Source organism: Dankookia rubra (genome assembly GCF_004355005.1).
Classification (GTDB): domain Bacteria; phylum Pseudomonadota; class Alphaproteobacteria; order Acetobacterales; family Acetobacteraceae; genus Paracraurococcus; species Paracraurococcus ruber_A.
This window is the reverse complement of sequence record NZ_SMSJ01000123.1, coordinates 1-12,371: the sequence shown is the minus strand read 5'-3', so window position 1 is coordinate 12,371 and position 12,371 is coordinate 1. Positions and strand designations below refer to the sequence as shown.

At 67.5% G+C, this 12,371-nt stretch carries 13 protein-coding genes; 8 read left to right on the top strand and 5 right to left on the bottom strand.

All coding sequences use genetic code 11. The annotated features are described in order from the left end of the window. Positions 1-239: 239 nt before the first annotated feature. On the bottom strand, positions 240-446 hold the full coding sequence (locus E2C06_RS32730) for a hypothetical protein (RefSeq protein ID WP_133292759.1): 207 nt from the start codon (positions 444-446) through the stop codon (positions 240-242). Between the two features lie 116 nt (positions 447-562). Between E2C06_RS32730 and E2C06_RS32725 the strand changes: the two genes are divergently transcribed. Beyond that, a complete protein-coding gene (locus E2C06_RS32725) occupies positions 563-1,138 on the top strand; it encodes an FG-GAP repeat domain-containing protein (RefSeq protein WP_133292758.1) in 576 nt (191 codons plus the stop codon). Between the two features lie 38 nt (positions 1,139-1,176). Continuing rightward, entirely contained in the window at positions 1,177-1,593 is a 417-nt protein-coding gene (locus E2C06_RS32720; RefSeq protein ID WP_133292757.1) for a response regulator, read from the top strand. 118 nt (positions 1,594-1,711) lie between these two features. Here the strand turns inward: E2C06_RS32720 and E2C06_RS32715 are convergent, their stop codons facing one another. Further along, the gene (locus E2C06_RS32715; protein ID WP_133292756.1) at positions 1,712-2,938 is read right to left on the bottom strand and encodes an MFS transporter; all 1,227 of its coding nucleotides are present in this window, start codon (positions 2,936-2,938) and stop codon (positions 1,712-1,714) included. 782 nt (positions 2,939-3,720) lie between these two features. Here E2C06_RS32715 and E2C06_RS32710 point away from each other — a divergent pair. The 3 genes from E2C06_RS32710 (at position 3,721) to E2C06_RS32700 (ending at position 7,012) form a co-directional block, all read left to right on the top strand. Further along, positions 3,721-4,206 (top strand): KilA-N domain-containing protein, encoded by a 486-nt coding sequence (locus E2C06_RS32710; RefSeq protein ID WP_133292755.1) that lies wholly within the window; start codon positions 3,721-3,723, stop codon positions 4,204-4,206. Then, positions 4,124-4,555: a hypothetical protein gene (locus E2C06_RS32705; RefSeq protein WP_133292754.1), complete on the top strand. Its 432-nt coding sequence runs from the start codon at positions 4,124-4,126 to the stop codon at positions 4,553-4,555. The genes E2C06_RS32710 and E2C06_RS32705 overlap by 83 nt, the downstream gene beginning before the upstream one ends. Before the next feature lie 288 nt (positions 4,556-4,843). Next, entirely contained in the window at positions 4,844-7,012 is a 2,169-nt protein-coding gene (locus tag E2C06_RS32700; protein WP_133292753.1) for an HWE histidine kinase domain-containing protein, read from the top strand. A gap of 201 nt (positions 7,013-7,213) precedes the next feature. On the opposite strand, the gene E2C06_RS32695 is transcribed toward E2C06_RS32700, so the two are convergent. Next, complete coding sequence (locus E2C06_RS32695; RefSeq protein ID WP_133292752.1) at positions 7,214-7,408, bottom strand: hypothetical protein; 195 nt, start codon at positions 7,406-7,408, stop codon at positions 7,214-7,216. 316 nt (positions 7,409-7,724) lie between these two features. Between E2C06_RS32695 and E2C06_RS32690 the strand changes: the two genes are divergently transcribed. The 3 genes from E2C06_RS32690 (at position 7,725) to E2C06_RS32680 (ending at position 10,726) form a co-directional block, all read left to right on the top strand. After that, positions 7,725-8,564 carry a DUF1206 domain-containing protein gene (locus E2C06_RS32690; RefSeq protein WP_133292751.1) on the top strand — a complete coding sequence of 280 codons (840 nt, stop codon included), beginning with the start codon at positions 7,725-7,727 and terminating at the stop codon, positions 8,562-8,564. Between the two features lie 219 nt (positions 8,565-8,783). Continuing rightward, positions 8,784-9,701: an MDR/zinc-dependent alcohol dehydrogenase-like family protein gene (locus tag E2C06_RS32685; RefSeq protein WP_241671582.1), complete on the top strand. Its 918-nt coding sequence runs from the start codon at positions 8,784-8,786 to the stop codon at positions 9,699-9,701. Beyond that, the gene (locus E2C06_RS32680; protein WP_338324259.1) at positions 9,698-10,726 is read left to right on the top strand and encodes a Gfo/Idh/MocA family protein; all 1,029 of its coding nucleotides are present in this window, start codon (positions 9,698-9,700) and stop codon (positions 10,724-10,726) included. Before E2C06_RS32685 ends, E2C06_RS32680 begins: the two co-directional genes overlap by 4 nt. 928 nt (positions 10,727-11,654) lie before the next feature. Here the strand turns inward: E2C06_RS32680 and E2C06_RS32675 are convergent. Beyond that, positions 11,655-12,098 (bottom strand): hypothetical protein, encoded by a 444-nt coding sequence (locus E2C06_RS32675; protein WP_133292750.1) that lies wholly within the window; start codon positions 12,096-12,098, stop codon positions 11,655-11,657. Positions 12,099-12,127: 29 nt separating this feature from the next. Next, a partial coding sequence (locus E2C06_RS32670) for a winged helix-turn-helix domain-containing protein (RefSeq protein ID WP_133292749.1) occupies positions 12,128-12,371 on the bottom strand: 244 nt, incomplete at its 5' end.

Genomic DNA, 12,371 nt, shown 5'->3' with positions numbered 1-12,371 from the left:
CCAGGCCTCGTCCACCTTCCAGGGCCGAAAGCTCTTCGTCATGCCGCCGAGCGAATCACCGCACGATCCGCCTGTCGAGCCTCTTCAGCCGTTACGTGGACGAGCTCCTAGATCCCGGTTATGGGTGGTACCAGCACCCCTAGCCGTCCGGCTGCCGCCTCGAGCAGCGCTACATCGCCCTCGTGCCACAGATGCCGGGTCAGCAGCTTGGTCGCTTCGGCCGCCGGCATGTTGGCCGTTCATCCTGTGTCGCTCCACACCGCCGGGCCGCCGCCGCCCGGCGCGCTGGCGCTGATGCGGAGACAGGCGAGGATGACGCCGAGCCGGATTGCCGGCCCTGCAGCTCGCCGATGACGGTCCAGCCGCCAGGTGCCGCTGATCCGGGCGCCCAGGTCACCGACGCCTGGCTGGCCGCAGAGCAGCTGAAGCACCTCGGCCTCGGTCACAGCCGTCAGAGGCCTGGTCCCAGTGGCGATTGCTCTGCTCGTCGTGCATCCCGCCCAGTGGTCTCCCGCGTAACACTGCAACGTTGCTGCACAAGACGCACGAGGCATCGAGGGCAATGTTCTTCACGGTCCCCAGCATCCTGTGGACGCACACAGTCAAGCCGGACTTCAACGGCGATGGCTTCACCGACCTGCTCTGGCGCGGCATGGACACCGGCACCATCGCCGCCTGGAACATGAGCCAGGATGGGCTTTCGGGCATCGCCGGGCTGTTCGCGCCGAGCGTTAGCCGAAACCTTCACCTCAAGGGCATTGGCGACTTCAACGGCGACGGCACGACTGACCTGATCTGGCAGAGCGCGGTCGGCGCCATCGAGACCTGGACCGTGCGCGACAACCAGGTGATCAGCGTTCAGCCGATCGGGAGCGTCGGTGCCAACCAGTGGATCCAGGCACTCGGCGACTTCAACGGCGACGGTCACACCGACCTGCTGTGGTACGTTCCGAGGGGAACGCCGGGATACGGCTCGGTGGGGCTGTGGTTTACCGGCGTGGCCGAGGTGCGCGAAATCCCGCCGCTCGGTCTTGGCCAGATCGCGCCTTTCGATAACGACTACGTCCTGGTCGGTGTCGGTGTGAGAGCCTCCCTCGATTTTACAGCGAAATGCTCTTTCGGATCAGTTCGGAGTTGATTAAATATGTATTTGCAACAAATAGAGCTTGAGCGCTCATGGATGAGCAGGACGCCCCACTCGCGCTGGTGGTGGAGGATGAAGCAGTGCTCGGGCTCCTGGTTGAGCACATTCTCAGCGCCGAGGGCTTCCGCATCCTGCATGCCGCAACTGAAGCAGAAGCCGCCCGTCATGTCGGGATGGCGCGCATCGACCTGGCCATCGTGAATCTGCAGCTCGACGGTACGCTGGCCGGCCAGCGGGTCATTCGCCAGCTTCGGAGCCGCTTCCCAGAGTTGCCGGTGGTCGTGATCTCGGGCTTCGGCGCCGACGCTCCAGAAGCCGATCTGCGTGGTCTGGGTGGACCGACAGCACGGCTTGGCAAGCCCGAGGGCTATTCAGACTTGCATCGACCGTGCGGGCGATCATCGATCGAGCCAAAACCGGGGAGGCTGACGCACCTCGGCGGCGTATGACCGACGCCTGAACGTATCGCCCAAGTCCTGCCCCTTGCGCCCCCACACAGGACCTTTGCGCGCGAGATCAAGGGCTCACTATGGCCCTGGGGTGTTGCCGTCCCGGCGAGGTTCGACCTCAGCGGCGTGGCCGGCCCATGAGGATCAGGACGGAGGCGCTGGTCTGGAGCGCCATGCACAGGCCGAGCGCCGGCCCATAGCTGCCGGCGGCGTCGCGGATCGCCCCGAGCAGCGCCGGGCCGCAGGCAAAGGTGACCTGCGCCAGCGCCGTGCTGAGCCCGAGCACCAGGCCGAAGGATCGCACCGCGAACTCGCGCTGGATGATCAGGGCGGGCAGAGTGATGACGTTGCCGACCGACAGGCCGAACAGCGCGCAGCCGGCATAGAGCGCCGCTGGCTCGGGAACGGCCAGCATGAGCCCGAGGGCGGCGGCCTGGCTGGCGAAGCTCGCCGCACTCGCCCACCGCTGGTCTAGGCGGTCGATGGCCAAGCCGAGGGTGAGCCGCCCGAGCATCGCCGCGACCGCCACGCCGGACAGCGCTCCCGCCGTGCCGGCCGCGCCGAGCTTGGGCTGCAGAAAGGCGGCCAGATGCACCACGAAGCCGACCTGCGCCATCAGGACCAGGGCGAATGGGCCGGCGGTGGTCCAGAACTGCCGGACGCGTAGCGCCTCGGCGGCCGTGCCCGGCGCGACACGCGCTGACCCACCCGTCGCGGGGGCCGAGGTCTCGCCGGCCCGGGCAGCGGACGTCCTGCGGAACCCCAGCGCGATCAGCGGCAGGACGACCAGCAGCAGCAGGCCTGCCGCCTCCAGGACCGCCCGGCCGAGCCCGTGCCAGCCGGAGAGCAGGATCAGCGCCGGGGCGACGGTGAAGCCCGCGGCACTGGCGCCGTTCAGCGCCAGGCTGATCGCCAGCCCGCGTTGTCGGTCGTAGAGCGGCACCAAGGCGCCCGAGATCGCCGCGGTCGAGCTGCCGGCCCAGCCGAGCGCCATGAGCAGCGCGGCGGCATAGAGCTGCCAGGGAGTGCCGCTGGAGGCGAAGGCCGAGGCACCGAGGCCGAGCAACACGATTCCGCCGGCCAGCACAGGGCGCGGCCCAAAGTGGGCCAGCGCCGCATGCACGCGGACCAGCGCCAGGGCACCGGCGAGGTAGAACAGCGTGCTGGCGCCCGAGATGGTACTGGCGGACCAGCCTCGCAGGCGCTGCAGTTCGGCCAGATAGACCGACTGGCCATAGAAGCCGAAGCCCCAGGCGAAGGTCGCGGTGGCGAAGCAGGCCAGCACCGCGGGCCAGTGCTGACGCAGTTCGGACGGCGCGGTCTGCGGCGGGGCGGCCAGGGTCATCGGCCGATGATGCGGCACGGTGCCCCGTGACGGCAGACCTCAACCCTTCGGCGGCGGACGAACGATCAGCCGGGCCACTCTCGGGCGTCATTTACGTTCTGATATTGAAATATGAAGCCAGCACCCCCATCTATGCTGGACGAGAGGAACGGCCCCGCCGGCAGCCCCGCTCCCCTGAACAGCAACGCAGTCCAACTCTCCAGAGGGCTGAGCCAAAGCCGGCCGGCCGCAGGACCGCCCCGGTGCATCAGTGGTGATGCCCGGCGCCCCTCCCGCGCCGCCCCTGCCAGGGCCCCAGGGACCGGACCGTCGGCCTCTCGTCCTCCTCGTTATCGCCCCTCGGCGGGTGCCCGCGGCGTCCTCACCGGCGCCGCGGCCGCCCGGCACCGCGCATCCGGCATTGAGCCGGCCGCTTCTGCGAACCCTGACCCTGCCAGCGGTGGCACGGTGGCGCGACGACGAGCCCGTCTCCCACCTTCTCCGGCACCACTGGACCAACCCAGGCCCATGTGCCGGGACAGCCTCGCCACCGGCGCGGCACAGCCCGCGCCAGGCATCCTGGCCGGCTGGGCGTCGAGCACATCGGGCCGGCCATCCGCGGCGGCTGCCCCGAGCGGGCCCGTGCCGCGGCGTTCGTGCCAGCTCCCCAGCGGTGCCACCCGGACCTCGAACATCCCCGAGGTCCACGCCAGCCCAGCGGCCTCTCGCAGGCCGCGGGGCTGCAGGCGTGCCCACCCCTCTCCGACCGGTCTCGGCAGCTCCGAGCCGACCGCAGCGGCCCCTTGAGCAAGGCCGAAACCCTGTTGGAGATCACCATGACCCCCACCAGCACCATCAGCTACCAGGGCACCCCCATCCGCCTCCGCGGCGCCATGCTGAACCTGACCGACATGTGGCGGGCGGCAGGTTGCCCGGAGCACAGGCGCCCCACCAGCTGGCTGATCCTCGAAGATACCCTGCGCTTTCGCGCCCATGCCCAGGCGCACTGGACCGAGCTCGAAGAGCCCGCCGGCGATGATAATGTGGCCCACGACCACAATATCCGCCTCGACCCCGACGGCTTCGTTGCCACCGCCCGCGGCCGCAATGGCGGCACCTGGGCGCACTGGCAACTCGCCCTGACCTATGCCCGCTACCTCTCCCCGGAGTTCCACCTCTGGTGCAACACGGTGGTCCGCCAGCGCCATGGAGTGGCGCGCCGGCCCGCCCACGGCGGACAACGATCCGCTGCTGCTGCACCTCGCCCAGCAGTTCCGCCGCATAGATAGCCGGTTCGACATCGTCGACCGGCATGCGGCGGACCTGATGTTCCTGCTGCTCTCGGCACAGGAGCTGGTGCTCGGAAACCGGCTGGAGTTCACCGGGCTGACCAGGGCCACCATCCTGAAGGCGGTGGCGGGCGAGCCCTTCGATGGCCAGTGCCCCTGCTGCAGCCGCGAGCCCGTTCTCACCGAGGCCGGCCGGCCGGTGCGCGGCGCCGAGTACGACCACTTCTTCCATCGCGGCCTGAACCGGCCGGAGCATGGTTGGCTGGTCTGCGCGGCCTGCCATGCCGAGCTGACCCACGATGGCTATCTCGTCCGATTCCTGCGGATGCCCGAGTTCCGCGCCTTCTAGGGCGCCGTCTTCGAGCGCCGCCGCCAGGAGCGAGCCCGCGTCGACACGCCGGACTAGCCGCCATTCTCTCCCCTCCCCAGCGGAGGGCACGCAAAAGCCCCCTGACCTCAGACCTAGGTCAGGGGGCTTTTCGCGTTTCCGGTCGCCAGACACAGAATGATGCTGGCCTCACCGCTTCAGGCATTTTACGACCAAGGACAATGAACTACTCCACCTCCACCAACCGGCCGTGTCCCGGCCTGCAAAGGAAGGGCGCGCAGGGTAAGGCGCGGCAGGTGGTGCGGCGCCGTGGACCCTCGTAACGCGACCATCGGGAAGGCCAAGCGCTTCCTTCCTCGCCTCCGCGCCCACCTGATTGCCCTTGTCCTCGCCGTGCTGCTGCCCGCCCTGACGGTCGCAGCTGGAGCCGCCTGGCACCTTGCCGACAACTATCGACGCACCTTCGAGGCAAGGCTCCAGGACACCGCCCGCGCGATGGCGCTCTTCCTCGACAGCGAGGTTCAGACCCACCTTGCGACGGTCGTCGCGCTCGCCTCCTCGCCGCTGCTCGAGCGCGACGATCTTGCTGCATTCGACGCCTGGGCACGGAGCGTCGGGCAGTCGGTGGGCAGCTGGGTCGTGCTGAACGATGCCGCACCGGGGCATCGCCAACTCCTCAACACGGCCCTGCCGGAGGGCGAGCCATTGCCGCCGCCCTCCCCGCCAGGCGAGGGGGCGTGGGATGTCATCCGGCGCGCCGTCGAGACCGGGCGGCCCGCGGTTTCGGACTTCTTCGTCGGGCGCGGAACGCGGCGTCCCATCGTCGCGGTAGCGGCCCCTGCGCTGCAGGCAGCGCGCGTCACGCGGGTCGTGGTCCTGGTCATCGACCCTGGCCGCCTGTCAGCCCGCCTGACCGCCATGGGCCCATCCGGCGGGGCCTTCGTCTCGGTTGCCGACGGTGGAGGCCGGATCGTGGCGCGCTCGCGCGACCACGAGCGCTTCGCCGGGACCATACCGCCGAGCCGGAGCGTTCCGGAAGCCGAGCGCGCCAGGGGCGTATTTTGGAGCCAGTCTGTCTACGGCGAGCCCGCCTTGTATTCGGCCCAGCCACTTCAGACCGCACCCGGCTGGAGCGTGGTGGTGGCCGAGCCCTACGCCCGCTACCGGGCAAACTGGCTTGGTCCGCTGGCCGTCCTCGCCACGGGCGCGGCTGTGGTCATGGCGCTTGGCTTAGCCGTGGCCGCTGGTCTGGCACGCCGCATCCTGCGCCCGGTGGCAGCGCTGGTCCGTCGGGCCGAGGCAATCGCCGCGGACGAGCCCGGGCGAGGCATGCCGCCACCTACCGTGCCACCGGCCGGGGTGGCCGAGTTCGAGGCGCTCCGCCTGGCTAGCGAACAGGCCGAGCACTCCCTTGCCGCGCGCGAAGCCGAATTCCGCGCCATCTTCGACACCGCGGCAGCGGGCGTCGTGGAGGTGGACGCGCGGACCCGGCTCTATCTGCGAGCCAACCGTCGCTTTTGCGCGATCGTCGGCCGTTCGGAGGCAGACCTGGTCGGAAGGCTCGGCCCGGACGACATCTGCCATCCGACGGACCGCGGTCAAGCCGCGGCCTTCCTCGCCATCACCCAAGGGGGTGAACCCGAAGGGGAGTACCGCCTCCTTCGTCCCGACGGCGCCGTGGTCTGGGTGCAGGCGAACGCCGCTATCTCCGCTCGTGACCCGCAAGGCCGCACGCTGCGGGCCGTCAGCATCGTGCAGGATGTGACCGAGCGTCGACGTGCCGAGGAGGTCCGGGAACTGCTGACCCGCGAGGTCGACCATCGCGCCAAGAACGCGCTGGCGGTGGTGCAGGCAGCGCTGCGACTGACGCCGAAGGACGATGCAGCGGCATACGCCTCAGCAGTGGAGGGCCGCGTCGCAGCGCTGGCGCGGGCCCACACCCTACTGGCCGAGGCGCGCTGGTCTGGGGCAGACCTCCGCACCTTGGCGCAGGCCGAAATGGGTGCCTTCCTGCTCGGTGCCACACTGGACGGGCCAGCAGTAACCCTCTTGCCTGCAGCGGCGCAGGCGTTCTCGATGGCGCTGCATGAGTTGGCTACCAACGCGACCAAGCATGGGGCCCTCTCGGTGCTCGGTGGGCGAGTGAGGCTGGCTTGGTCCCTGGACAGCGAGGCCGGCCTGCTCCGGCTACGCTGGTCTGAGCACAACGGACCACTCATCCAGGCTCCACCTGAGCGGCGCGGCTTCGGCTCGCGGGTGATTGAGGCGACAATTCGTAACCAGCTTGGCGGGTCGGTCACGAAGTCATGGCAGCCGACGGGCCTGGTCTGCCAGCTCGATGTGCCGCTGGCGCGTGCTGTCGCGGACGAAGCGGCACCCACCACGTCTGATACCAACACCGAACCTGAACGTCATGGCTGGCCACTGATACCTGCCAGCTTGCCCGCGAAATCAGACGTAGACACACGCCTTACGTGAACATGCCTGCCCTTGGCTGAGACTGATTGGCCATGCGCCAAAGCGTCGCCGCCATGTTGACGCCTGCGCCACAAGCGCTCGTCCGCCGTCGGTCCCGTCCTGTCGACCTCTATTATGTTGATTGCCAGTGAGAGCTGACCCGGGATTGCCATGAGGAATTGACCCGGGTTGTGGATGGAGGTGCGGGGTTTTTGGATCCCGTCAGGTGGGTTGTGGCTTCCTTTCGTGGTTCTGGAACCGGTAGGCGTCGTGCAAGGCCTCGGCTGTGTCCCAGCGAAACTTCAAGCCGTTGCGGGCGGCGAGATCCAGCATCAACTGCGGCTCGATGCTGTCCTCGAGGTGCATGTGCAGGTCGGTCTTGGGCAGCCCGCGGACAAAGGCTTCGATGCCGGTCATGGGAGAGGCGGCCTCCTAAGATTGGTCGGGCAGGGCCCCCCCTTTACCCTATCTCCGCTCGTGCGGGTGAAGTAGACCTCCGGACGATCATATTCTGTGGCCGCTTTCCACCCGTACCTGTCACTCGGCTGAACCCGCTTCATGTCTGGTTCTGGGTACCGCCGCCATCGCGCTGACGGCTGCAGTGGGCGCAAAGCCGCCGGGCTGGTGAGACAGCGGCATACCGCGCTTCGCTCGACCAAAGCTCCTGACCGCTCGGAACCGAACCGGACCACTCCCGTTTCGGCTTCGCCGGTACATAGATGGATCAAGATTGATGTTGGGCGCCCATCGCAGCCGTCTGGAGCTGCTCGCTCGGCTCGGATATGCGGCCCGAGGTGTTGTGAATCTGCTGATCGGTCTTTTGGCCCTACTCGCAGCCTTCGGTCGGGGTGGCGGAGCAACAGGATCGAAAGGTGCGTTGCAGACGCTGCTTTTCCAGCCCTTGGGCAGTGTCTTCCTCGCGGTCGTGGCGCTCGGGCTGTTCGGCTTTGCCCTCTGGCGTGTTTTTCAGTCGCTCCTAGACGCCGACGGGCTCGGCCGCACTCCGCGCGCTATGGTCGTCCGCTTTGGTCAGATGATCTCCGCCTTTGCTTATACTGGGCTTGGTGTGTTCGCGGTGAGCCTCCTTTTCGGCTTGGGAGCCAGTGACGGGGAGGAGCAATCGGCACGCGACTGGACGCGGTGGTTGCTCGCGCAGTCCTTCGGCCATTGGCTCGTTGCCGCCATCGGTCTGGCGATCATCGGCGCAGGCCTCGGCATGGCGCACAAGGCATGGTCCGGCTCCTTCGCGCGGCACCTCGTCTGCGACCGAGCTACGGCGACCTGGGTGATACCTCTCGGCCGGCTCGGCTATGCCGCCCGCGCCGTCGTGTTCCTTGTCATTGGTGGCTTCCTCGTGCTCGCCGCCTACCAGGCAGACTCCAGCGAGGCGCACGGCCTTGGTGGCGCACTGCTGGCGTTGCAGAACCAACCCTTCGGCCGGGTGCTCTTCGCACTGGTGGCGTTTGGCCTCGCAGCTTTCGGCACCTTTGAATTTGCCGAGGCGCGATACAGTCGCATCGACACGCCCGACGGACGTGGTGTCCTCGACGCAGCGAGGGCTCGCCTGGCGTGACGCGCCGCCGAAGCGAGGACACGGACAGCAGGTGCCTCACGGTCCTCGGCATTCTCGCGGAGCCTGGAGGGGCTTGCGGTGTTGCCTTCGGGCCCAGGGGCAGGTGCAGCTGCGCGGGGCGGCGGTCGTGTGGAGTGAGATGTTGAGCAGGGGGTGAGCGGGATGCGTGGTGCGAGGACAATGCGGGCCGCGGTCCTGACCGGACCAGGGCGAGTGCGAATGGAGGAGGTCGCGATCCCGCAGCCAGGGGCCGGGCAGGTCCGCATCCGGCTGGAAGGCTGCGGCGTGTGTGCATCCAATCTCACTCCCTGGGCTGGACCGGAGTGGATGCAGTTTCCGACCGAACCTGGCTCGCTCGGACATGAGGGCTGGGGCGTGGTGGACGCCGTTGGGGAGGCTGTGGGGGGGCTGTCGGTCGGGGATCGGGTGGCTGCCCTCTCCTACAACAGCTACGCCGAGTATGATGTAGCTGACGCTGGGGCAGTGATCCCACTTCCGCGCTCAATGGCCGAATCTCCCTTCCCCGGCGAGCCCCTCGGCTGCGCCATGAACATCTTCCGAAGAAGCGAGATCGAGGCGGGGCAGACCGTCGCCATTGTCGGCATAGGCTTCCTCGGCGCTATCCTCACCCGCCTGGCCACCGATGCCGGCGCGCGGGTGATCGCCATCTCGCGTCGCCCCTTCTCGCTCGACCTGGCCAGGCGCATGGGCGCGGCCGAGACCATCCCGATGGACGACCACCACGCAATCATCGGGCAGGTGAAGGCGCTGACCGGCGGCAGCTTCTGCGATCGCGTGATTGAGGCCGTCGGCAAGCAATGGCCGCTCGACCTCGCCGCAGAGCTGACGCGGGAACGCGGGCGTCTCGTTGTGGCCGGCTACCACCAGGACGGACCGCGGCAGGTCAACATGTGGCTTTGGAATTGGCGCGGCCTGGACGTGATCAATGCGCATGAGCGCGACCCGAAGGTCTATGCGCAAGGAATTCGCGAAGCGGTAGACGCCGTCGCATCCGGCCGGCTCGACCCATCGCCGCTCTATACGCACCGCTACCCGCTAGAGCAGCTGGGGGAAGCTCTCGACGCCACGCGCGACAGACCGGACGGCTTCCTCAAGGCGCTGGTCATTCCCCGATGACACAGATATTGACCGGCATGTCACTAGAGCGGCCAGCCCACGCGCGCCCGCGCCTCGGCTTTCTCGGTGTGGGCTGGATTGGCCGCCACCGGATGAAGGCTATCCTCGAGACGAACGCGATCGAGGTCGCAGCTGTCTCTGATCCTTCGCCTGAAATGGCCGAGGAAGCTCATCGGCTGGCCCCTGAGGCTAAGCTGGTCGCGACACTGGACGACCTCCTAGACGAGCAGGTGGACGGGGTCGTGATAGCGACACCGAGCGCGTTGCATGCGGAGCAGTCCATCCGGGCGCTCGAGCGCGGCGTCGCAGTGTTCTGCCAGAAGCCACTTGGGCGGACAGCGGCGGAAACGCGAGCCGTGGTCAATGCGGCCCGCGAGGCGGACCGCCTCTTGGCTGTGGATCTCTCTTACCGCTTCACCGAGGGAATGCAGCGCATCCGCGAGGTCGTTCAGTCCGGGGAGTTGGGACGCATCTATGCGGTCGACCTTGTCTTCCATAATGCCTACGGCCCCGACAAGCCCTGGTTTTATGACCCTGCCCTTTCGGGTGGCGGCTGCGTCATGGACCTCGGTGTTCACTTGGTAGATCTCGCACTATGGACGCTGGAGTTCCCGAAGGTCCGCAGCGTCTCAAGCAAACTGTTCAGGGACGGCGAACCGCTCGGTCTCCGGCTCGACCGAGTAGAGGACTACGCCACGGCGATGCTGGAGGTGTCCACCGGCGCCGCTGTGCGGCTCGCCTGCTCCTGGCGCCTTCAGGCGGGATGTGACGCGGTCATCTCTGCTTCTTTTTTCGGAACAGAGGGTGGCGCGGCGCTGCGCAATGTGAATGGGTCCTTCTATGATTTCGTCGCAGAGAGATACCGTGGCACCGCGCGCGACGGACTGGCGGAGCCGCCAGACGAGTGGGGCGGACGTGCAGCAGCAGATTGGGCTAGGCGCCTCGCCGCCGGAGCCCGGTTCGACATGGCGGCAGAGCGGCTTGTGGAGGTTGCTGGCGTGTTGGACCGCATCTACGGGCGGTAGCCTATGACACTTCCGCTTGGCCGCGACCTGGACCACGCTGCCGTATGGGCCCTGATGTAGGATGGGGATGCATACCCGGAGGCTCGCTTCACCATGTCTGAGCTACGGGAACTCGCCTTTCGGATCGCCTGCGCACTCCGCGCGGATGGACCAGAGCCTCTATGCGTGGAGCTTTGGCATCAGTCTCCGGACAGCGCCGCCTATCTCGTCAGGGCGGTGATCAACGAGTGCCGCGACGCTGGGATCAGGTTGGAGAGGGTCAGAGTCGATCGGTATGTGGCGGTGGCGTTGCATGGACCGTTCGGCTGGCGAAGTTGGGTACACGACGGAGTCCGTCTCGAGGTCGGTGACGCTTTACTCCAACAGGCCAATTTCTATCGTTCTGCATGAGTGGACGCTCAAGCACACAAAAGGTAGCCTCGGCACGGTTGCAAAGCGACACAGCCGGCGCGGTAGAAACGGTCGGATCAGATACGCCAAAATTTCAGCAGCTTGTGGCAATTGCGGCAAGTCTTTGCTAACACGCGGGAAGCGAATGGAGCGTGATGGGCAGCTCGCGAAGTGACCGATGTGGCAAGAGCCACGGCGGCGACAATTGAGGCGGCAATCGAGCCCGATCCCCCCTCCGAAGAACGGCAGGAAGCTCCATACCGAGTAGGGCAGGACCGCGACCTGTCCCATATTCCAACCCCGGCGGCTGGCAGAATGTCAACTTCATCTCAGTCGGTGCCTCGCCGGTGGGGAAAGGAGGAGCGGGGGTATGCGTGGGTCGAGGATGACCCGGGGCTGCCTTAGTGGCGTAGGATTTTCGGCCGGCATTATTGAGTCTGTATGGGGTTCGTCGCAGGAAGTCGGTGTCCGGCAGCACGACATCCGGTCCGAGCCGCCCGGCCGCAGCACACAGAGCAGCTATGCCGCCAGCGACCAGTCAGACTTGATAATGCGCTAAGCTGTCCCCGGCGCATGAGCCTGTGCCGTTTGCCTGCAGGAGATTGGCGCCAACCGAGACCGGTGCCCACACGCCGGCACCCTGGGCCGCAAAGATGGCGTCCGCGACAAAGGCGCGCAGATCGCGCAGCACGGACCGCAGCAGGTTTGCCTCGGCGAGACATAGACCAGCGTCAGTCCCGTCGTCCGGGGCAAGGCGGGCGACCAGGACCTGCATCTTGTCCACCAGACCAACGAGCGACTGTGACGGTGCGGCGGCCAGACTGGCCACCGTGTCGAGGTCGCCAATGTCTCCCACGTCGTCCTCCAACCATGCCGCGGCGTCGGAGGTTGCCGCGAGTGCCGCGGCTGGCGACCGCAGCGCATCAGTACGATGCGCTGCGGTCGAGGTTCGCTCGGCAGGAAAGAGCAGAATGTCAGCCATGATCGGCATCTAACGCTGAGGACAGCGCTTCAGTGGGTGCGAGGAGCGTGTCCGGCGTCGGCAGACAGCGGTGCGGCGGCATCCAGCCGGTAGGCGCCACGGTCGGTCAACAGCAGCCGCGGGTTCGACGGGTCGGCCTCCATCTTCTGCCGCAGGCGGTACATGTGTGTCTCCAGCGTGTGGGTGGTGACCCCGCTGTTAAAGCCCCAGACATCGACCAGCAGCGTCGCGCGGTCCACGGCAGCGCCGTTCGCCCGCAGCAGGTACTTCAGG